Source organism: Pseudoglutamicibacter albus (assembly GCF_031458175.1).
Classification (GTDB): Bacteria; Actinomycetota; Actinomycetes; order Actinomycetales; family Micrococcaceae; genus Pseudoglutamicibacter; species Pseudoglutamicibacter albus.
Map to the genome: position 1 here is coordinate 603736 of NZ_JAVDXX010000001.1, position 23991 is coordinate 627726.

General features: G+C 59.1%; 16 protein-coding genes and 3 rRNA genes. 14 read left to right on the forward strand and 5 right to left on the reverse strand.

The features are described from left to right. Positions 1–107: 107 nt before the first annotated feature. Positions 108–1022, reverse strand: coding sequence for a hypothetical protein (locus J2S67_RS02610; RefSeq protein WP_310246038.1), 915 nt, complete (start codon positions 1020–1022; stop codon positions 108–110). Positions 1023–1291: 269 nt separating this feature from the next. Beyond that, positions 1292–2143 (reverse strand): hypothetical protein, encoded by an 852-nt coding sequence (locus J2S67_RS02615; RefSeq protein ID WP_310246041.1) that lies wholly within the window; start codon positions 2141–2143, stop codon positions 1292–1294. Between the two features lie 300 nt (positions 2144–2443). Here J2S67_RS02615 and J2S67_RS02620 point away from each other — a divergent pair, with 300 nt between their 5' ends. The 6 genes from J2S67_RS02620 (at position 2444) to rrf (ending at position 12857) form a co-directional block, all read left to right on the forward strand. Then, a complete protein-coding gene (locus J2S67_RS02620) occupies positions 2444–4744 on the forward strand; it encodes a HelD family protein (RefSeq protein WP_310246043.1) in 2301 nt (766 codons plus the stop codon). Positions 4745–4793: 49 nt separating this feature from the next. Then, positions 4794–6092, forward strand: a complete 1299-nt coding sequence (gene tyrS / locus J2S67_RS02625) for a tyrosine--tRNA ligase (protein WP_310246045.1) — start codon at positions 4794–4796, stop codon at positions 6090–6092. Positions 6093–6232: 140 nt separating this feature from the next. Further along, positions 6233–6748, forward strand: coding sequence for a ferritin (locus J2S67_RS02630; protein ID WP_035757376.1), 516 nt, complete (start codon positions 6233–6235; stop codon positions 6746–6748). A 656-nt stretch (positions 6749–7404) separates the two neighbouring features. Continuing rightward, positions 7405–8934: ribosomal RNA gene (locus J2S67_RS02635) — 16S ribosomal RNA — on the forward strand. A gap of 520 nt (positions 8935–9454) precedes the next feature. After that, a 23S ribosomal RNA gene (locus J2S67_RS02640) occupies positions 9455–12565 on the forward strand. Between the two features lie 175 nt (positions 12566–12740). Continuing rightward, a 5S ribosomal RNA gene (rrf, locus tag J2S67_RS02645) occupies positions 12741–12857 on the forward strand. Together the 16S, 23S and 5S rRNA genes form the textbook arrangement of a ribosomal RNA operon. 221 nt (positions 12858–13078) lie before the next feature. Here the strand turns inward: rrf and J2S67_RS02650 are convergent. Beyond that, positions 13079–14557, reverse strand: coding sequence for an aldehyde dehydrogenase family protein (locus J2S67_RS02650; protein WP_310246047.1), 1479 nt, complete (start codon positions 14555–14557; stop codon positions 13079–13081). Between the two features lie 32 nt (positions 14558–14589). Further along, the gene (locus J2S67_RS02655; RefSeq protein WP_198020682.1) at positions 14590–14922 is read right to left on the reverse strand and encodes an MDR/zinc-dependent alcohol dehydrogenase-like family protein; all 333 of its coding nucleotides are present in this window, start codon (positions 14920–14922) and stop codon (positions 14590–14592) included. A gap of 153 nt (positions 14923–15075) precedes the next feature. Between J2S67_RS02655 and J2S67_RS02660 the strand changes: the two genes are divergently transcribed. From J2S67_RS02660 to J2S67_RS02695, 8 genes are read left to right on the forward strand one after another with little or no spacing between them, the layout of a single operon-like run. Next, positions 15076–16173, forward strand: coding sequence for a hypothetical protein (locus tag J2S67_RS02660; RefSeq protein ID WP_310246050.1), 1098 nt, complete (start codon positions 15076–15078; stop codon positions 16171–16173). Next, positions 16170–17045 carry an HAD-IIA family hydrolase gene (locus J2S67_RS02665; protein WP_052048652.1) on the forward strand — a complete coding sequence of 292 codons (876 nt, stop codon included), beginning with the start codon at positions 16170–16172 and terminating at the stop codon, positions 17043–17045. Before J2S67_RS02660 ends, J2S67_RS02665 begins: the two co-directional genes overlap by 4 nt. Next, positions 17038–17244, forward strand: a complete 207-nt coding sequence (locus J2S67_RS02670; protein ID WP_310246053.1) for a hypothetical protein — start codon at positions 17038–17040, stop codon at positions 17242–17244. The genes J2S67_RS02665 and J2S67_RS02670 overlap by 8 nt, the downstream gene beginning before the upstream one ends. After that, a complete protein-coding gene (locus J2S67_RS02675) occupies positions 17241–18074 on the forward strand; it encodes a TlyA family RNA methyltransferase (RefSeq protein ID WP_310246055.1) in 834 nt (277 codons plus the stop codon). The genes J2S67_RS02670 and J2S67_RS02675 overlap by 4 nt, the downstream gene beginning before the upstream one ends. Before the next feature lie 25 nt (positions 18075–18099). Next, positions 18100–19188, forward strand: a complete 1089-nt coding sequence (locus tag J2S67_RS02680; protein WP_310246056.1) for an NAD kinase — start codon at positions 18100–18102, stop codon at positions 19186–19188. Further along, entirely contained in the window at positions 19185–20918 is a 1734-nt protein-coding gene (gene recN, locus J2S67_RS02685; protein WP_310246059.1) for a DNA repair protein RecN, read from the forward strand. The genes J2S67_RS02680 and recN overlap by 4 nt, the downstream gene beginning before the upstream one ends. A gap of 40 nt (positions 20919–20958) precedes the next feature. After that, positions 20959–21630 (forward strand): NUDIX hydrolase, encoded by a 672-nt coding sequence (locus J2S67_RS02690; protein ID WP_310246061.1) that lies wholly within the window; start codon positions 20959–20961, stop codon positions 21628–21630. Then, entirely contained in the window at positions 21623–22606 is a 984-nt protein-coding gene (locus J2S67_RS02695) for a site-specific tyrosine recombinase XerD (protein WP_035757513.1), read from the forward strand. Before J2S67_RS02690 ends, J2S67_RS02695 begins: the two co-directional genes overlap by 8 nt. Before the next feature lie 10 nt (positions 22607–22616). Here the strand turns inward: J2S67_RS02695 and mgtE are convergent, their stop codons facing one another. Continuing rightward, a complete protein-coding gene (mgtE, locus tag J2S67_RS02700; protein ID WP_310246063.1) occupies positions 22617–23960 on the reverse strand; it encodes a magnesium transporter in 1344 nt (447 codons plus the stop codon). Between the last annotated feature and the right edge of the window lie 31 nt (positions 23961–23991).

Below are 23991 nucleotides of genomic sequence, written 5' to 3' on the forward strand. Positions count from 1 at the left end.
ACCGTAACCCACGGGTGCCGAACTCTCTGAAACGGGTTCGGTGACACACGAAAGAAGGTGGCCCGGTCGTCATACGACGACCGGGCCACCTTCTATCTTCCCACGGATTAGGAATCCGAGCCGCTACCCGAGGCTCCTGGACCTCCCGCCCCGCCAGGCATGATTTCGCTCATGTCGACGGTCTCGTCCTTGGACGGAGCCTCGATCTTGAACTCCTGGTTGAAGTCGCTGATGCGAGCGCGGCCCTTCAGATCCTTTGGCATCGGGGCTCCGGAACCTGTGTTGCCGGTGTTGAGCTGATTTTCCGACATGATGTCTTCGCCGCTACCTTCAACAGCGAGGAGGGTTTTGCCGTCAGCGGCGTCGATAAAGAACAAGGTTTCACCGTCTTCTCCAGTGCCCTTGTATTTGAATGCGCTCTTGCCGTTGATCTCTGCAGGCTCACCTTGGTCCTCGACCTTGGAAATATCAAGCGACTCAGCGAACTTGGTGAAGTCTGAAGCGTTTGGAGCTGACTGGCCTGTTTCAGAGAACGGCATCGTCATGTATTTACCGCGCATTTTGTCGAAGGTCTCGCGTATTTGCGGTGGCACCTCACCACCTGCGTTGGCAAAAATGTTGTCTAGAAGGTCGTCGCCGAACTTCATGTACATGTTTTCGCCTACGAGCTTCATGTCGAAGCCACCCTTGATTTGCTGGCCACCCTGCGTGATGTCCATCTTGATCTTCATGTCTGCAGCGACCTGCGGATCAACGGTTTGGACTGAGCTAATCTGCACCTTTCCGTCGGAAGCAGTGAACTCGCCCTGCAGCTTGTAGGACTTCAGGTTCTGCAACTGCTGCTTCACATCAGCGCTGATTTCGGAGAACGGTTTTGCCTGCCCCTGAGCGTTGTTGTTCTGCTGCTGGCCAGCCTCACCGTTGTTCGAAGCAGGCGCGTTGCCGTCGTTGCCGCATGCTGTCAAAGCGAGAGCGGAGAGGGAGAGAACGGCAAGCCCTGCGCGGAGCTTATTCTTCATCATTGTTGATCTCACGGTTCCTTTCGTTCCGTGGGATGAACCGCCAAATGAGCGATGCATCGAGGGTGCTCGTCTAAACAAGAGTATCAAGTACGAGTTTTCGTCAGTTTCGTAGACTAACGTTACGGGGTTGCTGAATAGAAATGAAAAATAAACGAACCCCGCCGCAAAATTCTCAGCCTAGGCACATCTTCTGCGAGTCAGCCACACAGGCGCGCCGCACTCAGTGAGGACCGCTCACCACCGGACGCTAGCTAGTCATTGGACGCTGGCTAGTCATTGGACCAGGGAACTGTTTCGTCTTCCTTTGGCTGTGGAATCAGGGCGGTTTGGTTGAAGCGGCTGAACTGGATGATGTGCCCGTCGATGCGGGTGTCCACGGCAACTAACGCGTGGGAGTCCACATCGATGTAGAGCACTACGTCGTCGGCGCCGACGTATTTGAACACGTCCTGGCCGTTGAGTTGGATCTTCTCTGCTTCCTCGGTGAACGAGTCCCAGTCGATGGTTGAGAGCATTTGGTCGCTCAGTTTCACGGGGTCGAGGTTCTTGAGCTCGGCTTCCTGTGGCGTCATCGTCACGTAGTGGTCGAGGATGTCGTCGACGTTTTCGTCTTGACCGTTTTCACCTCCGGCGCCGAGGCTACTCCAGAAGACGCGGTCGCCTTTGAGGTAGATGGTCTCATCGTCGAGGATGAGGTTCATTTGGCCGTCCGCGCGGGTGCCGCTCACATGGCCTTCTAGCGCCATAGCGTGGGCGGGTTGGCGGTGGAAGACACCCACGAAGTCGATCGTGAGCCCTTTGAACATCGTGGTTCCGTCAGCTTTATACGTTGACATCGTGGCAAGCGTTTTCAGGATGTCGAAGCGAATGTCAGCGATCTGCGGAGCCTGCACACCGTCTTCGCCATCTTCTGCATCCGTTGTGGAGCTTGCCGAAGATGCAGCTGGTTTCTTCGTCTCCGAGGGGGCCTTCGATGTCGGGGCTTTGGCTTGGGCCGATTCCGGCGTAGCTGAACCTTCAGTTGGGTTATCAGAGCCTTCCGTGTGTGCGGGCGTTTCGTCAGGCGCGTCTTCGTGTGCCGCGGCGCAGCCGGTCAGCACACCCAGCATAGGCACACTCATAACAAGCAGTGCAGCCACACATCGTGCGGTGAACTGTCGTGGCGCGCGAAACTCTGTCACTTCAGACCTTTCCGCCACATCAGAACTTTCTGTCACGTTGGAACTCTCCGCCACATCGGAAATCTCTGTCACGTAGGAACTGCTTATCAAGTGTATGTGAGGGCATGCGGACAAGCGCCTCGAGGCGGGCATGATGTGTGCGTGAGCGTAGAATGGACGGTCGCGCATTTTATTCGCTCATCCACAGCGAGGCGCGGACTTTGCAGGCAGACGCAGGCTCTATAGGTAGGGGGATATCGCGTGCAACAGCCACGGTCTGACAGCACGGAGCAACAGTATGTTTCACAACTGTATGCCCGGGTTGATCAGTTGCGCACCCAGAAGGTTGAACAGCTGAAGAAGGTTCAAGCCACGGGCGCGATTGGTAGCGTTCAGAACGCTTCAGAACGTGACTCTTTTGCCGCCCTGTACGAGGACCGGATCGCTCAGCTGGAAGCCGTTGAGCATCGTCTGGTTTTCGGGCGCATCGACCGTAGCGAGGACATTGAGTGGCGCGTGGGCGAACCGGTCATTGAACAGGCGCGCGCCCGTTATATCGGCCGTATCGGTTTGACTGATGAGCAGCAGCAACGGTTGCTCATTGACTGGCGTGCCCCTGAGGCTGCGACGTTCTATCAGGCGACCCCGTTTGAACCGTTGGGGGTTGCTCGCCGCCGCCACTTGAGCCTCAAGGGGCGCACGGTGGCCGCGTTTGAGGACGATGTGCTGGACCCTGATCTCGCGACCGCCGAGGGTGCCTCACATTCCGATGGGGCACTCATCGCGGCCTTGAACGCTCCTCGAACGGGCAAGATGGGCGATATCGTCGCCACGATTCAAGCGGAACAGGACCGGATCATACGCGCCCCGATGCGCGGCGTCACGGTCGTGCAAGGCGGGCCTGGCACCGGCAAGACTGCCGTCGCGCTGCATCGCGCCGCATACCTCTTATATGAGCAGCGTGAACGCCTGGGCCGCGCGGGCGTATTGATCGTGGGTCCATCGCAGACGTTCATGTCTTATATCGAACGCGTGCTGCCCTCGTTAGGCGAGACCGGCGTTGTTATGTCCACTGTCTCGACCCTCTACCCAGGCGTTGACGGTGTGCCGGAAACCAACCGGCAGGCGGCCCGTCTCAAGGGTTCCCTGCACATGGTCGAGGTTATGAAACGCGCGGTGGCGCAACGTCAACGCACCATCCCAGGTAAACGCAAGCTCACCATCGAAGGCCTCACTGTCACGCTAAAACCTAAGACCATCAAGCGGGCGCTCGCCGTGGCCCGTGCGAGCCGCCAGCCGCACAATAAGGCCCGTGAGGTGTTCGTGGACCACGCGGTCGCGGAGATCCTGGAGCTGTACCAAGCCGCTGTTGACAGCGATGGTGTGCAGGGCTCCGAGCAGGAAACCGCGGCGTTGGAGCGCGATGTTCGTGCCAGCCGCGATGTGCGTGTTGCCTTGAATCTGTGCTGGATGCCGCTGACCCCTGAACAGTTGGTGAGGGACTTGTTCAGCAAACCAGAGATCCTGGATGCGGTTCTACCGCGGCTCTCGTCTGTCTCGCGTGAGGCATTGTTGCGGGAGCCGGGCGCTGCGTTCACGGAGGCGGATGTTCCTTTGCTGGATGAGGCTGCGGAGCTGTTGGGTCCGTTGCCGGTAGCCTCGAGTGCGCAGCGCGCTGAGAAACTGCAACGCGAACGCGATGTTGAGAACGCGAAGAAAGCGCTTGAGAACGTCAACGCGGAGCTTGAAGAGATCGGCGTCGACGGTGTGGTCGATGAAAATATGCTGCTTGAGTTCAACGAGCACCGCGCTACGGGTTTGAGCGCGGTCGAGCAGGCCGAGCGCGACCGGGAATGGACCTACGGGCACGTGATTGTGGACGAGGCCCAAGAGCTCACGGCGATGCAGTGGCGGGTTCTGATGCGGCGCGGACCGCTGAAGTCCTTCACGATTGTGGGCGATATTGCGCAGGCCACGACCGTGGGTTCGGCTTCCTCGTGGGCGGATGCGCTGCAGCCGCATGTGGGGAAGCGGTACCGCTTGGAGGAACTCAGCGTGAACTATCGCACGCCTCGGCAAGTGGTTGAGCTCGCAGAGAGGCTCGCACGAGCTGAGGGCCTACCGATTTCTGCGGCTCAGGCTGTGCGCGATGCCGACACTGACCCGATGGTGCGTGAAGTCGCAGACTCCGAGCAGGTGCTCACGCATGCCGGCGATGCCGTGGCTCGCTTCATGGACAAGACAAGCCAGGGCCTCATCGCAGTTATTTGTCCGCAGGCTGAACAGACTGCCGCGATGGAGGCTTTATCGCAGCGGTTTGATGCCCAGGTGGGAACTGGTGCCGGCGATGCGGCGGCCGGCCAGCGCATCGTGGTGTTGACTACGGATCAAGCCAAGGGCCTCGAGTTCGATGCGGTGGTTGTGCTGGAACCCAACGCGATCGTGGCCGAAGATCACACCGCGGCAGGGCTGTATGTGGCGATGACCCGCACAACGCAGGACCTTGTGGTGATCGCCCCTGAGGGCGATCTGCCGGCGGCGTTACAAACTGAAGATCAATAGTCCGGTTGGTAGCATGACCAATGTGACCGAAAAGGAGAAAGCCGACGTAATGGCACAGACGAACGACCCCTCATTTGACAACATTTTCCAGGAGCTGAAGTGGCGCGGCCTCATGTACGTGTCCACCGATGAGGAGGCCCTGGAGAAGGTGCTGGCAGGGGAGCCTATTACGTATTATTGTGGCTTCGATCCGACCGCCCCGTCGTTGCACTTGGGTAACTTGGTGCAGATCCTGGTTCTGCGCCGCCTGCAGTTGGCGGGGCATAAGCCGTTGGGGCTTGTGGGTGGCTCGACCGGTTTGATCGGCGACCCTCGTCAGACGGCCGAGCGTGTTTTGAACACCCCGGAGACGGTTCAGGAATGGGTTAAGCGTTTGCGTTCCCAGATTGAGCGTTTTCTTTCCTTCGAGGGCGATAACGCCGCACGCATGGTCAACAACCTCGACTGGACCAAGGACCTCACGGCGCTAAGCTTCTTGCGCGATGTGGGTAAGTATTTCCGCGTGGGAACCATGATCCGTAAAGAGACCGTTGCTAAGCGGTTGGCTTCGGATGAAGGTATTTCTTACACCGAGTTCTCCTACCAAGTCCTTCAGGGCATGGACTACCTGAACCTCTACCGCGAATACGACTGTGTTCTGCAGACGGGTGGTTCGGATCAATGGGGCAACCTGACCTCCGGCGCGGATCTGATCCGCCGTGTTGAGGGTGTGTCTGTCCACGCGTTCGGCACCCCGCTCATCACGAACTCTGATGGCTCTAAGTTCGGTAAGTCCGAAGGCAACGCGATCTGGCTGGATGCCGAGATGTGCTCGCCGTACACGTTCTATCAGTTCTGGCTCAACACTTCGGATGCGGATGTGATCGACCGTTTGAAGGTCTTCACGTTCATGCATCGGGCGGAGATTGAAGAGTACGCGAAGAAGGTTGAAGACGAGCCGTTCCGCCGTGAAGCGCAGAAGCGCCTCGCATGGGAAGTGACTTCGTTGGTTCACGGCCCGGAGGCAACCCAAGCAGCGATCGATGCTTCCGAGGCCCTGTTCGGTTCCGGTGAGCTTGCGGCGTTGGATGCTGGCACGGTCGATGCTGTGTTTGCTGAGCTGTGTGGCGCTGAGGCTGCAAGTGGCTCGAATATCGTTGATGTTCTGGTTGCCGCTGGCATCTCTAAGTCGAAGTCTGAAGCGCGCCGTTCGCTGGGTGAAGGCGCGATCAACGTGAACAACGTCAAAGTGACTGACCCTGAGGCGACGTTCGAAACCGGTGAGGGCTTGGGTTCTGGTAGCGGCGCGGAGGACGTCCTGATTCTGCGTCGCGGACGCCGAACGCTCGCTGCGGTTCGTTTGGTCTAAGTGGATTTGGGCTAAAGCGGCTTTGGTCTAAGTGGATTTGGGCTAGAGCGGCTTTGGGCTATGTGGCTGATGCCGCTTCCGGTTTCACCTGTAGCGATGAACCCTTCCAATCGGGAGGGGAAGAGCGTAGCGTAAAGATCATGACACTGACACCTGATTTTGAAGCCAAGGTTAACGAACAGATCACCCTCGAATTCGAAGCGAACATGGTGTACCGCCAGCTCGCTATCGAGGCTGATAAGCAGGACCTCACGGGTTTCGCGAAGTGGTTGCGCGCGCAGGCCGATGAAGAGATCGAGCACGCCAATAAGTTCATCAACCATCTCTTGACCCGTGACGGGGCCCCGAAGATCGGGGCTATCGCGGCTCCGGATGTGGCGGAGAACGCATCCCCGTTGGAGCTCTTCACAGCCGCACTCGAGCACGAAAAGAAGGTTTCGCAGGCTATCCGCGATCTGTACCGGGCCGCCGATGCCGCTGGCGATATCGATTCGCGTCCTCTTCTGGACTGGTTCATCAACGAGCAGCTTGAGGAAGAGGACACTGTGAGCGAGATCATCGGCCAGCTCAAGCTGGTGGGCAACGACGGATCGGGTCTGTTGCGCCTCGACACTTCGTTGGGCGCTCGTACGAGCGACGGAACTGAAGACGAGTAGTTTCGACAGCTGAACTAGGGTTTAGAACTAGACCTAGCTTTCCTCGCCTGGGTGGTCACCGGCAGTGAACCGGTGACCACCCAGGGCGTTTAAGCCCGGAAACTCAAGGATTCTCGGCATTCAGCGCGAGCGGTGTGTGGGTGGTTTTGCGTTTTGGTGTGGGTGTGTGTAGAGTATTTTCCTGTTGCCCACACGGATGGAGTGCCGGTTGCCGGCGTGTCTGGTGGACAATGACTCGGGATTCATCTATCGGCTAGGTTTGTTTCTGGTTTCGGTTGGGTGGGGTTTCGGGTTTCATATCTGCCATATGGTTGCTTTCTTGTAGAGGGTTTCCGGGTTGTTTACCTGGTTTTGTTTCCTTGGAAAGCTTGTGGTAGAGTGAGTATCCGCTCTTGAGTGAAGCGTCCTGGTTTCCTTTCTTACTTCGCATGGTTTGTGTGTGGGGTTTGTGGGGCGTGGAGTCTTGGGTGTTTGTTGTTTGAGAACTCAATAGTGTGCCAAGTTTGTTTGTTGATACCAAATATTTTTTGTTTGGTGGTTGCCTGCATGCCTTTGATCCCTGTCAGGGTGTGTGGGTTTCTGCTTGGATTAGATGTGACCGCGCCCCTTTTTTGTGGGATGTGGTTGTCCGCTTTGGAGCATCTGTTTTTATGTTTTTTGCGGAGAGTTTGATCCTGGCTCAGGATGAACGCTGGCGGCGTGCTTAACACATGCAAGTCGAACGCTGAAGCCTGGTGCTTGCACTGGGTGGATGAGTGGCGAACGGGTGAGTAACACGTGAGTAACCTGCCCTTGACTTCGGGATAAGCCCGGGAAACTGGGTCTAATACTGGATATGACTCCTTACCGCATGGTGGGGGGTGGAAAGATTTATCGGTTGGGGATGGACTCGCGGCCTATCAGTTTGTTGGTGGGGTAATGGCCTACCAAGACGACGACGGGTAGCCGGCCTGAGAGGGTGACCGGCCACACTGGGACTGAGACACGGCCCAGACTCCTACGGGAGGCAGCAGTGGGGAATATTGCACAATGGGCGCAAGCCTGATGCAGCGACGCCGCGTGAGGGATGACGGCCTTCGGGTTGTAAACCTCTTTCAGTAGGGAAGCAGCCCTTTGGGGTGACGGTACCTGCAGAAGAAGCGCCGGCTAACTACGTGCCAGCAGCCGCGGTAATACGTAGGGCGCAAGCGTTATCCGGAATTATTGGGCGTAAAGAGCTCGTAGGCGGTTTGTCGCGTCTGCTGTGAAAGCCCGGGGCTTAACTCCGGGTGTGCAGTGGGTACGGGCAGGCTAGAGTGCAGTAGGGGAGACTGGAATTCCTGGTGTAGCGGTGGAATGCGCAGATATCAGGAGGAACACCGATGGCGAAGGCAGGTCTCTGGGCTGTTACTGACGCTGAGGAGCGAAAGCATGGGGAGCAAACAGGATTAGATACCCTGGTAGTCCATGCCGTAAACGTTGGGCACTAGGTGTGGGGGACATTCCACGTTTTCCGCGCCGTAGCTAACGCATTAAGTGCCCCGCCTGGGGAGTACGGCCGCAAGGCTAAAACTCAAAGGAATTGACGGGGGCCCGCACAAGCGGCGGAGCATGCGGATTAATTCGATGCAACGCGAAGAACCTTACCAAGGCTTGACATGGACCGGATCGGCGCAGAGATGTGTTTTCCTTTCGGGGCTGGTTCACAGGTGGTGCATGGTTGTCGTCAGCTCGTGTCGTGAGATGTTGGGTTAAGTCCCGCAACGAGCGCAACCCTCGTTCTATGTTGCCAGCACGTGATGGTGGGGACTCATGGGAGACTGCCGGGGTCAACTCGGAGGAAGGTGGGGATGACGTCAAATCATCATGCCCCTTATGTCTTGGGCTTCACGCATGCTACAATGGCCGGTACAATGGGTTGCGATACTGTGAGGTGGAGCTAATCCCAAAAAGCCGGTCTCAGTTCGGATTGGGGTCTGCAACTCGACCCCATGAAGTCGGAGTCGCTAGTAATCGCAGATCAGCAACGCTGCGGTGAATACGTTCCCGGGCCTTGTACACACCGCCCGTCAAGTCACGAAAGTTGGTAACACCCGAAGCCGGTGGCCTAACCCTTGTGGGGGGAGCCGTCGAAGGTGGGACTGGCGATTGGGACTAAGTCGTAACAAGGTAGCCGTACCGGAAGGTGCGGCTGGATCACCTCCTTTCTAAGGAGCACTCAACACCACAACCTGTATGGATATATGCATGGTGGTTGGTGGTGTCAGAGAATAGATGGTGCTGCTGTCACGGGTGTTGACAGGTGCCATGCTCATGGGTGGAATATCAACGAAACCACGCACTCTCTTGGGGGTGTGTGGGTCTTGGTGCATTGTTGGGTCCTGGAGCAACAAACCACCAGGTACGTAGCGGGCATGTTTTGTGTTCGTGTGTTTGGTGTGGTTGTTTCTCTAGTGTGTCCCCGACCTAATACAACACGCTACTGTGTGCGCTGGTTCTTTGACTGGTGTGTCTGGTGTGGTTGGTGGGTGTGGGGTTGTTGTTTGGTTACTGCATAGTGGACGCGAGCATCTTGTGAGGATGACACCCCTTGTGGGGTGTTGTTTTCATGTATGTGATTTTCTCAACCCAACACAATCAGTCCAGTCTTTTCCTTTTTTGGTTGGTTGGTTTGTTGGTTGTGTGGGTTGTGTTTGTTGCTCATGAATCAATGGTTTGCATATGTGTGTGTAAGTTGTTGAGAGCGTATGGTGGATGCCTTGGCATCAGGAGCCGATGAAGGACGTGGGAATCTGCGATAAGCCTGGGGGAGTTGATAACCGGACGGTGATCCCAGGATGTCCGAATGGGGGAACCCCGCATGCTGTGAGGTGTGTGACCTGACACTGAATATATAGGTGTTATGGGGGGAACGAGGGGAAGTGAAACATCTCAGTACCCTTAGGAAGAGAAAACAATAGTGATTCCGTTAGTAGTGGCGAGCGAACGCGGATGGGGCTAAACCTGTATCGTGTGATACCCGGCAGGGGTTGCGGTGCGGGGGTTGTGGGTGTATGTGTCCAGTTACTGCCGTGGCTGGCTGGTGAGGTGCGGGCGTGGAGACGAAGCAGTGTGAGTGCTGCACCGTAGAGGGTGTGAGTCCCGTAGTCGTATTATGTTCCGCCGCTAGATCGTATGACCCGAGTAGCACGGGGCTCGTGGAATCTCGTGTGAATCTGCCAGGACCACCTGGTAAGCCTGAATACTACCTGATGACCGATAGCGGATCAGTACCGTGAGGGAATGGTGAAAAGTACCCCGGGAGGGGAGTGAAATAGTGCCTGAAACCATGCGCTTACAAACCGTCAAAGCCCTTTAGGGGTGATGGCGTGCCTTTTGAAGAATGAGCCTGCGAGTTAGTGCTGTGTCGCGAGGTTAACCCGTGTGGGGTAGTCGTAGCGAAAGCGAGTCTGAAGAGGGCGTTTCAGTGGCACGGTCTAGACCCGAAGCGGGGTGATCTACCCATGGCCAGGTTGAAGCGTGTGTAAGAGCACGTGGAGGACCGAACCCACCTAGGTTGAAAACTGGGGGGATGAGCTGTGGGTAGGGGTGAAAGGCCAATCAAACTCCGTGATAGCTGGTTCTCCCCGAAATGCATTTAGGTGCAGCGTTACGTGTTTCTTTACCGTGGTAGAGCTACTGGATGGCTGATGGGCCCTACAAGGTTACTGACGTCAACCAAACTCCGAATGCGGTGAAGTGAGAGCGTAGCAGTGAGACTGTGAGGGATAAGCTTCATGAGTCGAGAGGGAAACAGCCCAGAACATCAGCTAAGGCCCCTAAGCGTGTGCTAAGTGGGAAAGGATGTGGAGTTGCTGAGACAACCAGGAGGTTGGCTTAGAAGCAGCCACCCTTGAAAGAGTGCGTAATAGCTCACTGGTCAAGTGATTCCGCGCCGACAATGTAGCGGGGCTCAAGTACACCGCCGAAGCTGTGTCACTCCATACTTTTGTGTGGGGTGGGTAGGGGAGCGTCGGGCATGTGGTGAAGCCTGGGTGGAAACCATCAGGTGGAGCGTGTTCGAGTGAGAATGCAGGCATGAGTAGCGAATGGCGGGTGAGAAACCCGTCCGCCGAATGATCAAGGGTTCCAGGGTCAAGTTTTTCTTCCCTGGGTGAGTCGGGACCTAAGGCGAGGCCGACAGGCGTAGTCGATGGACAACGGGTTGATATTCCCGTACCGGCGAAGAACCGTCCATATCGAAGCGATGATGCTAACCACCCCAACCACACCAGACCAGCCACTTTGTGGCTAGATGGTGTGTGCGGCGTGGGACCCGATTCGTGGAGGTAAACGTAGTAACAGGTGTGACGCAGAGAGGTAGCCGGGCCAGGCAATGGAATCGACCTGGTCTAAGAGTGTAGGCCGGTGTATAGGCAAATCCGTACACCATAATGGCTGAGACTTGATGGGCGCCCACTATGGGTGGGTGATCCGGTGATCCTGTACTGCCGAGAAAAGCATCGACGTGAGGTTCTAGCTGCCCGTACCCGAAACCGACACAGGTGATCTGGTAGAGAATACCGAGGCGATCGAGAGAATCATGGTTAAGGAACTCGGCAAAATGCCCCCGTAACTTCGGAAGAAGGGGGGCCTGCCTCGTGACCCCCACATGCTGGGGTGAGCGGGTGTGGGCCGCAGAGACCAGAGGGAAGCGACTGTTTACTAAAAACACAGGTCCGTGCGAAGTCGCAAGACGATGTATACGGACTGACTCCTGCCCGGTGCTGGAAGGTTAAGAGGACCTGTTAGAACATTCGTGTTCGAAGCGGAGAATTTAAGCCCCAGTAAACGGCGGTGGTAACTATAACCATCCTAAGGTAGCGAAATTCCTTGTCGGGTAAGTTCCGACCTGCACGAATGGAGCAACGACTTCCCTGCTGTCTCAACCATGAACTCGGCGAAATTGCAGTACGAGTAAAGATGCTCGTTACGCGCAGAAGGACGGAAAGACCCCGTGACCTTTACTATAGTTTGGTATTGGTGTTCGGTGCGGTTTGTGTAGGATAGGTGGGAGACTGTGAAGCAGCCACGCCAGTGGTTGTGGAGTCATTGTTGAAATACCACTCTGATCGTATCGGATGTCTAACCTCGGCCCGTGATCCGGGTCAGGGACAGTGCCTGATGGGTAGTTTAACTGGGGCGGTTGCCTCCTAAATGGTAACGGAGGCGCCCAAAGGTTCCCTCAGCCTGGTTGGCAATCAGGTGTCGAGTGTAAGTGCACAAGGGAGCTTGACTGCGAGACTGACAGGTCAAGCAGGGACGAAAGTCGGGACTAGTGATCCGGCAGTGGCTTGTGGAAGCGCTGTCGCTCAACGGATAAAAGGTACCTCGGGGATAACAGGCTGATCTTGCCCAAGAGTCCATATCGACGGCATGGTTTGGCACCTCGATGTCGGCTCGTCGCATCCTGGGGCTGGAGTCGGTCCCAAGGGTTGGGCTGTTCGCCCATTAAAGCGGCACGCGAGCTGGGTTTAGAACGTCGTGAGACAGTTCGGTCCCTATCCTCTGCGCGCGTAGGAAATGTGAGAAGGGCTGTCCCTAGTACGAGAGGACCGGGACGGACGAACCTCTGGTATGTCAGTTGTACCGCCAGGTGCACCGCTGATTAGCTACGTTCGGGAAGGATAACCGCTGAAAGCATCTAAGCGGGAAGCCTGCTTCAAGATAACATTTCCAACCAAACATTGCTTTGGGAGAGGCCCCCAGCTAGACCACTGGGTTGATAGGCAGGAAGTGTACGCACGGACCATAGACGTGTTCAGCTGACCTGTACTAATAGGCCGATCACTTACACACAACACCAACCTCATCCTCTTCAATAGCGAGGGTTCGCGTCCACTAAGCGGTCACCACACCACAAACCCACCCCAGCGGTGATACACAACAACTGAATACAGCAACACACACGTACACGTAACAGATTTCCCCAACCAGCACCACAACGAGAGTGTTGGGTTTGGGGTGAGAGAGTTACGGCGGTTATAGCGTGGGGGAAACGCCCGGTCCCATCCCGAACCCGGAAGCTAAGCCCCACAGCGCCGATGGTACTGCAACCGGGAGGTTGTGGGAGAGTAGGACACCGCCGAACACACTATAGAGAGGATGTTGGTCCCGAAGCTCCCAACCCCCACACAAGGGGTTCGGTCGCAGCATCGGGACCAACACCTGTATAAAACACAAACACAACACACATCGATCTTCGATTTCACAGTGTCGTGTGTCTTAACGGTAAGTGCGGCCCCTGCTTACAACAAGGCCGCACTTACCGTTTGCGCCGCGTCCTATATCAGCTGCAACGTAGATGATTCATTAGAACGGGAACTGGTCCGTCCCTTCCGAGACACTGACCCAGTGATCGGTAGTGAACTCTTCGATGGCCCACTCGCCGTTGAAACGCCCAAGACCCGAGTTCTTCTCCCCGCCAAACATCACGTGTGCTTCATCGTTGACGGTGATGTCATTGACGTGGGTCATCCCGGCCTTCACTTCGCGAGCGAAACGCATACCGCGACTCAGGTCTTGTGTGTACACAGCCGACGACAAACCGAACTCGGTGTCGTTCGCGAGTTCGAGCGCGTGGGACTCATCGTTGGCCTTGATGATCCCGACAACCGGGCCGAAGATTTCCTCACGGAACAGCTCCATCTCCGGGGTCACATCAGCGAATACGTGCGGAGCGATCAAACGCCCCTCAATAGGCCCAGCCAGAACCTCACGCGCGCCTTCTTCGCGAGCCTGTTCGATCTTGGCAGTCACAGATTTCAGCTGACTGTCGTTGATCACCGGGCCAACGATGGTGTTGTCATCCATCTGGTCGCCATAAGCGATGGATGCGGCGCGCTTAGCGTATGCATCAACGAAGTCGTCATAGAGCGGGGCCTGGACAATGATGCGGTTGACTGACATGCAGATCTGTCCCTGGTGAAGGAACTTACCCATGATCGCAGCGCCAACAGCCTTATCCAGGTCCGCATCGTCGAGGACAACGAACGGAGCGTTACCGCCCAGCTCGAGCGCGACCTTCTTGATATGTTCACCGCCAACCGCCGTACGGCCCACGCCCTTACCTACCGGGGTGGAACCCGTGAAAGAGATCAGACGCGGGGTAGGGTGCTCCACGAAGTAATCGCCAATCTCCGAACCAGCACCAACAACAACATTGAGCACGCCTGCTGGCAATCCAGCCGCCTCGAAAATCTTGGCCAGCAGGAGACCGCCGGTCAGCGGTGTGTCAGATGCCGGCTTGAGAACCACCGCGTTACCGCAACCCAATGCTGGCGCGACCGAACGCATCGAGAGCGTAAACGGGAAGTTCCACGGGCTAATGACACCCACCACACCCAGCGGTTCACGGAAAACGTAGTTAGTTTTGCCAGGGGTGTTGGACGGCAGGATCTGCCCAGTGATGCGGGTCGGGAAAGTAGTGGCCTCGCGCAGCGAGCCGACAGCCAAGCCGGCCTCGACCGTCGCCTTGAGCGCACTCGAGCCGGACTCCGCGCGGATCAATTCGATGATCGCGCCCTGGTTCTCCTCGATCCAATCCGCGGCCCTGTTGAGGACCGCGCCGCGTTCCTTGGGCGGGAGAGCGGCCCACTCGCGTTGGGCATCTGCCGCTGCCTCGTAGGCGGCATCGACGTCTTCTTGGGAAGCCTGACGGATGGTCGCGATCGGTTCGTCATTGAACGGGTTCACGGTAGTGGCAGAACCCTGGGATGTTCCAGCGCGCCAACCACCGATGTAGAGGTCTTCAGAGATCAGATCAGCGTATGAGGACTGAGCTGCAGACATGTCTATTCCTTTCGTTTGGAAGTACTAAGAGACTACTGGTCAGCGGTCGAGACCTTCAGGACAGCCTTGATGGTGCCGCCCTCATGGGCATCGGCGATCGCCTGGTCGAGCTCGTCGAAACCATAGAAAGACACGAGCCGGTCGAACGGGAAGCGCCCTTGACGGTAGAGGTCGATCAGCGCAGGGATCAGCGTGCGGCTGTTGGACGAGCCGCCGAGCGTGCCCACCACTGTCTTACCGAACAAGGTGCGCATGTGGTCCATGGAGAACCGTGCCTCTGCAGGCGCACCGCCCACCAGGATGAACGTGCCCATCTGGCCCACCGCATCGGCGGCTTGTTCTATGACTTTGATGCTGCCGGTCAAAAGGACATGGGACACATGTGTTGAAACGGGCGGTATCAACAGACTATTTGGATAGAAAGAAAAGTGTGATTGGCGGGCTTTCCCTCGAAGTCGTCGCTAAAATGGTCAGAGGCGCTTGAGGCACGAGCGCGGCACAATCACAAAGAGGGAAACGTGGCAGACGAGCAGAAACGTCGCTCCCCACGCGGAGCAGGCCAAGAACATGGCAAGAACCACCACAACCGTGGCGGGCACAAACGTGGACACGGTGCCTCACCACGTGGAGAACGTAGTCGTGACGACTGGAAGCGCGGCGAGCGTGGTGGCCGCGACGAGCGTGGCGGGCGTCCTGACCGGCGACGCGGTGAGCGCCGTAACGATCGGCAGCGTAACGACCGCCAGCATAATGAGCGCAACCGCCCGCAGGGACGCCGTGGCGGCGACATTCGTGCGGCGAACCGTCCAGACCGCGAACGCTCACCAGAAATCGATCCGAGCGTAACCGGTAACGAACTCGATAAAGAAACGCTCCGCGAACTCCGTTTCCTCGACGAAAAGCACCGTCCATGGGTAGCGAAGCACCTCGTTATGGCCGGCGCACTGATCGATGTTGACCCTGAACTCGCCTTCGCGCACGCAGAAGCGGCATCGCGTCGTGGTGGCCGAGTTGCCCTCGTTCGCGAAGCTGTAGGGCTGACCGCGTATGCGGCCGGCAAGTACAGCGAAGCACTCCGTGAACTGCGTACCCACCGCCGCATTTCTGGCGTCCACGACCACATCGCCACGATTGCTGACTGCGAGCGTGCCGTAGGTCGCGTTGAGAAAGCCCTTGAAACGCTACGCTCCGAAGAAGCTAAGGCGCTCAAGGGCCAGCCGCGTGCCGAAGCAGCGATGGTCGAAGCTGGGATCCTCCTCGACGCCAACAAGAACGAAGAAGCCGTCAAGGCTCTGCAGATTCCAACGCTCGACAGGAACCGTGCGTTCATCTTCAGCCCACGCCTCTTTGAGCTGTACGCAGACGCACTCGAAGCCACCGGGCAAGCCGAAGAAGCGGCTACTTGGCGTGCGCGCATCCCCGTTGCGATGGAGGCGCTGGGACTCAACGATGTTGAACCAGAGATCGTAGACCTCGTGGAAGACGATGTAGACTCGGACGAGGACGAGGCCAAAGAGACCGAGGCCAAGGATGGCGCCACCAACGATGCGGAACTTAATCCATCGGGCGAAGGCGCAGCTGACGTCGAAACCAGCGGCGAGGCCAGCGCGGAATGACCGGCGCCACGCATCAGGACGCGTCCCTGCTAGACATGCATGACGCCTTGCTGTGCGACCTTGACGGGGTTGTATATGCAGGCCCGGACGCAGTTTCGCACGCGGTCGAAGCGCTGGTCGCGGCGCAGGAGGCCGGTGTTCGCGTTGCCTACTGCACCAATAACGCATCCCGCACCCCGGAAGAGGTCGCCGAACACATCAGCTCGCTGGGCATCCCGACCATGCCCGAGCAGGTCTTCGGTTCCTCGCGAGCCGCTGCGGAACATGCACGGCAGACCGCAGCGGATGCACAGCTTCAAGAGCCGACCGCTTACATCGTCGGGACCGAAGCTCTACGCCGCGAAGCCGAAAACGCGGGCTTCAAACTTGTTGATTCAGCCACCGAGCAACCCGACTTTGTGTTGCAGGGCTTCAACCCCGACGTCACGTGGCGGCACCTCGCGGAAGCCGGCTACGCGATCACCGCAGGCGCGCGATGGATCGCAACAAATACGGACACGACGATCCCTCGGGCGGAAGGTATCGCTCCGGGCAACGGGACGCTCGTCGCCGCGGTGGCGGCCGCGACCGGGCAGGAACCTCTCGTGACCGGTAAGCCCGCCCCGACGCTGATGCAGATGGCGGCGCGAGCCGTGGGAGCACAAAATCCGCTCGTGATCGGCGACAGGCTTGACACCGATGTTGCAGGCGGGAACGCTGCCGGCTTCGCTACCGCGCTAGTCCTGACCGGGGTCGATACGCTCGCATCCGCCCGCAAGGCGGAGCCTGGGCTGAAACCGCGTTACGTACTCAATGATTTACGCGACTTGCGGGCACCAGCCAACTCCTGTGTACTCGAAGACAGCGGAACTCAAGAGAGCCTGAATGACTAGCGAGAACTCACCAGAACACGACGCGGCAACGGAACAGCCGGCACAAGAGTTGCCTGGGCAGGAACAGCCGGTGCAGGACCTACCGGAAGTGTTGCAGCCGCTAGCTGACCTCGATTCGCTCCCAGTCAGCGATCATCCCGAACGGTTCAGCCGCGTTCTTGACGACCTCACTAATGTCCTGGAGAGCGATCTTCCGTGAGCGGGACTCAACGCCTTGACGCCGCACTCGCAGACCTCGGCTATGCGCCTTCGCGCACCCGGGCGGCCGTCTTGATCCGGGAGGGCCGCGTGTTCGTCGACGGCAAGCCGGCAACCAAGCCCGCGGCCAAGGTACAGGTGGGTGCGAGCATCGTGATCCAAGAGCATGCCGAGGACCGTTGGGTGGGGCGGGCCGCCGGTAAGTTGCACGCGGCGTTGGAACGCTTGAGCACGCACGGGATCAGGTTGCCGATCAACGGGGCAACCTGCATGGACGCCGGCGCTTCGACCGGCGGGTTCACCCAGGTTTTGCTGGATCATGGGGCCGAACGTGTCTATGCGGTCGATGTGGGCCACAGACAGCTGCACCCAAGCCTCGCTTCAGACGCCCGCGTTGTGAACCGTGAAGGCGTCAATGTTCGTCACCTTGAACCGGGCTTCATCCCTGGTGGGGTTGATGTGGTGGTGGGGGATCTTTCGTTCATCTCGCTCACGCTCGTGCTGGAGCCGCTAGCTGCTCAGCTGAAAGAGGGCGGCCGGATGATGATGCTGGTCAAGCCTCAGTTCGAGGTGGGCCGTTCCGGGCTGAATAAGGCCGGGGTTGTGGTTCATCCAGCCTTGCGGCGCCACGCCGTGACGAAGGTTGTGGACTTCGCTGAACAGGCCGGGCTGGGTTTGGAACCCGTGGCTGTGCTGCGCTCTGAAGTGCCGGGGCAAGACGGAAACGTTGAGTTCTTCGTGATGTGGATAAAAGAAAACACTACGGAGACGGATTCATCCACAAGAGAGCGCAACCTCACTGCTTTGCTGGACGCCGTTGACTATTCTTGAAGATCGGTAACAACAAGGAGCGTCAGTGCGTCGGATCTTGGTCATGACCCACACGGGTCGAGAAGAAGCTGTAGCGATCGCAATGCGAGCCGCGAGAGCTTTATCGGCCCACGGGCTTTCGCCTGTCATGATGCGCGATGAAGTCGATGTGATCGGCCAGATTCACGTTGACGGCGCGATGATGGATGTGGACACCAAGGTCGAGGTCCTCGGCGAAGGCGTGGGGCTGGATGAGCTCGAGCTCGTGATGGTGTTAGGTGGGGACGGCACGATGCTGCGTTCCGCCGAGCTCGCGCGCGGCAGCAACGTTCCGCTGTTGGGCGTGAACCTGGGGCACGTCGGCTTCCTGGCCGAGAGTGAAAAATCAGATATCGATGCGGTGGTTGAGGCGATCGTCAACCGCGCTTACACCGTGGATGAACGCATGGCGATCGATGTGCAGGTGTGGCACGAAGGCCGTCGCGGTGCGCACACGTGGGCGCTGAATGAGGCCGCCGTTGAGAAATCGAACCGTGAACGCATGCTTGAGGTAGCACTCGATGTAGATGGTTCCCCGATCTCCACATTCGGTTGCGACGGTGTAGTGTTTGCGACTCCTACGGGCTCGACCGCGTATGCGTTCTCTGCCGGCGGGCCGGTCGTGTGGCCAGAGGTGGAAGCGTTAGTAGTCGCCCCGATCTCCGCGCACGCACTGTTCGCTAAGCCGCTGGTGATCGCGCCCTCCTCCACAACCGCTGCTGAAGTGCTGACCCGCACGGACGCCACGGGTGTCTTATGGTGCGATGGGCGCCGCATGGTTGAACTGGCCCCGGGCTCCCGTGTTGAGGTGACCCGCTCCAAGACCCCGGTGCGGCTCGTGCGACTCACGAACACCCCGTTCGCTGAGCGGCTTGTGGCTAAATTCAAGCTCCCCACCATCGGGTGGCGCGGGCCTGTTGAAGACCCGGGTGTGCACCCTAAGACCTCCGAACTGCCCGCGGTGCGCCGCATCAGCGTGGTGGAACCTCCACATAATTCCGAACGCCTGCCACCGCATCGGGCAACCGAGCTTTATCACGGAGAACCTTCGGCCACCCTGTTTGAAGAGCATCCGCGGCGAGGTGAGCCACGATGATCGAGTCAGTCAACATCCGCGGTTTAGGCGTTATCGAAGAGGCCTCGCTACCATTCGGCCCGGGCCTGACGGTGGTCACAGGTGAAACCGGCGCGGGTAAAACCATGGTGGTGACCGCGCTCGGCCTGATCTCTGGGGCGCGAGCCGATTCCGGTGTGGTTCGGCGCGGCGAAGACTCAGCAGTGGTTGAAGCCACCGTGGTTGGGTCCCAGCAGGATGCCGCGTTCCAGATCGCCGCCGAGGCCGGCGCTGAAACTGATACCGAAGACGGCGCGGACGAGGCTGTTCTCTATCTTTCCCGCACGATCGCGGCGAAAGGCCGCAGCCGTGCCCATGCAGGCGGGCGGGCCGTCCCTGTAGCGGTGCTCGGCCGCATCGGTGAATCCCTTCTGACGGTTCACGGGCAGACAGATCAACTGCGGCTTCGCGGTGCTGCCGAACAGCGAGCCGCACTCGATGCCTTCGCAGGGGCCGAGCTCGAGGCTGCCCTGGCGCAGTACAAGGCTGTCTACCAGGACCTGAAGGCCGCCCGTGAAGAGCTCGCTGACGTTGAGCAGAACCGCTACGAACGTCAGATGGAAGAACAAACCCTGCAAGCCGCGCTCGAAGAGATCGATGCGGTAGACCCGCAAAAAGGCGAAGCGCAAGAACTCGATGCGCGCGCCGACAGACTCAGTCATATCGAGGAGCTACGCGAGGCCGCGGTGAGCGCGCACTCCGCGCTGGTATCGGAAGAGATCGGCGAAGCCGTGGACGTGGTCTCCCTCTTGGATGCCGCCCAGCGTGCCTTGGAAGCAGTCGATAGCCAGGACCCGGCTTTGGCTGAGCAGACTCAGCGTCTGCGCGAGGTCGGGTATGTGATCTCCGATATCGCAACCGAGCTTGCAAGCTATCAGCAAGGCCTTGACGCGGACGGGCCAGCGGAGCTTGCCGCAGTCGAGGAGCGGCGGGCAGTGCTGAACTCCTTGACACGTAAATATGCTCCCGATGTGGACGCGGTCATCGACTGGGCCGCCCAGGCTCGCGTCCGTCACCTCGAGCTATCAGATGATCCGGCGCGCGTTGAAGAGCTCGCAGAAAAGGTCGAAGCACTTACCTCCCAACTCGCCGAGCACGCCGAGCGCGTTCATACCCTACGCGCAGATGCTGCCCAACGGTTGTCCGAACGCGTGGATGAGGAACTTGCGGCCCTCGCGATGCCGAACGCCCACCTTGCGATCGAGGTCACCGAAGCCGAACCAGGCCCGCACGGCGCTGATGAGATCGCTTTCCTCCTAGCGCCGCACTCCGGCGCTGACCCGCGCCCACTCGGTAAGGGAGCATCCGGCGGTGAACTCTCACGCGTCATGCTCGCCCTCGAAGTTGTGCTCGCGGCCACTGACCCGGTCCCGACGTTCATCTTCGACGAAGTCGACGCCGGAGTCGGCGGGGAAGCGGCCGTGGAAATCGGCCGCCGCCTGGCCCGGCTGGCCCGCCACGTCCAGGTGATCGTGGTGACCCACCTGCCGCAGGTTGCAGCGTTCGGTGACCAGCACCTCACCATCAACAAGACCAGCCACAGCGAAGGCGCTGACGGGTTCACCGCATCGGACATCAAGGCACTCGATGAGGATGAACGCGTCAAAGAACTCGCCCGGATGCTCGCGGGCCAATCGGAATCCGAAGCGGCCCGAGCCCACGCGCAAGAACTACTCACAGACGCATCCCGCGAACGCAACGAAGCCACCTGAAACTCAACGTCAGCGACTCAAGAACGGTCACGAGGAGCCCATGTCCACGCATCAGTCAGAACACCAGCCCAACACCGGGGCACACGAACTCGGTGACATCCAGGTTCCTGCTGCCGTGACTGACGCGCAAACCGTGTTCAGCGGGGCGATCTTCGACATCACGCGTGAAACGTTCACAATGCCCGGGGGCGATAAGCCCATCACGCGCGAGTTCATGACCCACCCCGGCGCCGTGGGGATCCTCGCACTCGATCGAGACAACCGGGTCCTGCTGCAAAAACAGCGCCGCCAACCCGTGCGGGCTGAACTGTGGGAAGTCCCGGCAGGTCTACTGGATCTGGAAGGCGAGGCAGCATTGGATGCCGCGCGGCGCGAACTCGCAGAAGAAGCTGACCTGCGCGCAAACACCTGGCATGTTCTGGCGGACCACTACATGTCTCCGGGGTGCTCCTCGGAAGCGATGCGTATCTACCTCGCACAAGATCTGCACGAGATCCCTGAAGGTCAACGCCACGAACGCACCGAAGAAGAAGCGTTCCTGGAACCCCAGTGGGTCCCACTCGAAGAAGCTATCACCGCGGTATTAGAAGGCAGGATCGGCAACCCGACCACGGTCGTCGGAATCCTCGCGCTCGCCGCCCACAACGTGCACGGGAACCGGACCCTACGGCCAGCCGGTGCGCCATGGACGGCACGCCCGCAACATGCCTGAAGCAGCACTGAGCGCGCTTGAGAGCAGCGCGGACGTCTATCTGCAACACCTGGTTGTTGAACGCGGTCTTTCCGCCAACACCGTGGCCGCATACCGCCGCGACCTGCGGCGCTACACCGACTACCTCGCTACTCAAGGCATCACGCACCCCGGCGATGTCACCCCGCAGAACATCAGTGCGTTCCAACAGTCGCTGAGGGACGGCGCGGATGGGAAGAAGCCGCTCGCGGCGCGTTCAGCTGCGCGCACGGTTGTTGCGGTGCGCGGGATGCACTCATTCTGGACGCTTGAAGGGATCACCGCCGACAACGCGGCAGCAGACATCCACCCCAACGCGGTGCCGCAACAGCTACCTAAAGCCTTGAGCGTTCCCGAGGTCGCTCGCCTCATCGAAGCCCCTGACACCTCGACACCGGCGGGACTACGGGACCGTGCCCTCATCGAGTTCCTGTACGCGACCGGGGCTCGCGCATCAGAAGCGGTGAGCCTCGATGTGGATGACCTGAGCCTAGCGCTAGACACAACCGAGGCTGGAACGGACCGCGACGCGGAAGGTCAGAAGCTACCCTCGGTGGTCCGGGTCCGGGGTAAAGGCGATAAGGAACGATACGTCCCGCTGGGCAGCTACGCAGTCGAAGCGCTCAACGCATACCTCGTACGGGGACGGCCCGCCCTGGCTGTCAAAGGGAAAGGTAGCCCGGCGCTGTTCCTCAACCAGCGAGGCGGCAGGCTCTCACGCCAGTCGGTCTTCAATAGCGTTACGGCCGCCGGGCATAAAGCGAACCTCACCCAAGAGATCAGCCCGCACACGCTACGGCACTCGTTCGCAACGCACCTCATCAGCGGCGGGGCGGACGTCCGTGTGGTTCAAGAGCTGTTGGGGCACGCATCGGTGACCACAACTCAGGTCTACACGATGGTTACCGCTGACACGCTGCGTGAAGTCTTCGCGACATCGCACCCGCGTGCCCGCTGAGCCGAACGGCTTAAATACCAAGAATCGCAGACGCGATGCCGAAGTAAATGAGCAGGCCGGTCGCGTCGCAGAACGTGGAGATAAACGGGTTGGAAAATACTGCCGGGTCCGCGCCGACCTTCTTGGCAATGATCGGCATCATGCCGCCCACCACGGCCGCCTGAACACACACCGCAAGCAGAGTCAGGCCTATCACGGCGCCGAACGTGAACCCGTAGATGAACCCAGTGATCACAAATGCGAGCGAACCCAGGATCAAACCGAGCACGAAACCGACCCGTAGCTCACGCCAAATCACTTTAGGCAAGTCACGAATACGCACTTCGCCCACGGCGAGCGCGCGCGTGACGGTGGTTGCGGCTTGGTTGCCGGTGTTACCGCCGGTACCGGTCAGTAGTGGGATGAAGAGCGCGAGGATCACGACTGTGGAGAGTTTGTCTTCGAAGAGGTCGAGGACTTTGACGGTCAGCGCGGCTGAGAGCGCGAGCATCACGAGCCATACGACGCGGGAGCGGACGATCCGCATGATCGAGGAGGAGAGGTAGGACTTCTCGAGCGGTTCGGAACCGCCGGAGCGTGCGGCGTCTTCGGCGTCCTCTTCGCTGATGATGTCGACTGCGTCGTCGTAGGTGAGGACACCGAGTAGTCGGTGTTCGGCGTCCACGATCGGCATGGCGAGTAGTTTGCCTCCGAGGAAGCGGCGGGCGGTTTCTTCACGGGGGTCGGTTGCGTGCGCCGATTCGGCTTCGCGCATGATCTCGCGGACGCTCAGCTCATCGTTGGAGGACAGCAGGCGGCGTAGCCCGGTCACGCCGAGGAGGATGCGGGAATCGTCCAGGACCGGGAGCATGTAAATAGTTTCGGGTTCGTCGATGTGCGCTTTGACGTGGTCGATGGCCTGCTTGACGCTCCAGTTGGGGCGTAGCCACAGCACTTCCGGGGACATGTAGCGCCCGATCGCGTCTTCCGGATAGCCAAGCACCGTGGTGGTCATGGCGCGCTGCTCTGAGTCCAGCCCGGACATGAGACGGTCAGCGACCTTGGCGGGCAGCTCGTCGAAGAGGGACGCGCGGTCATCGGGGTCGAGCTCGTTGAAGATCTCTGAAATTTCGCCGTGCCGCAGCTCAGCGATCAGTTCCGCCTGAGTTGCGGGGGTGAGGCTTTCAAACACCGCGAGTGCCGTGTCTTTATCCAGAACCCGGTACACGATCGCCGCCTGTTCGGTCGGCAGCGTTTTCATGAGGTAGGCCATGTCGTGGATGGGGACCTTGCGGGCAAGATGGCCCAGCTTGATGAGGTCTGCCTCTTTTCGAGGGTGTTCCCTCAGCGAATCAATCAGGTGATCCATCGTCATAGTGACTCCTCAACCCGGGGCGGGGAACGTT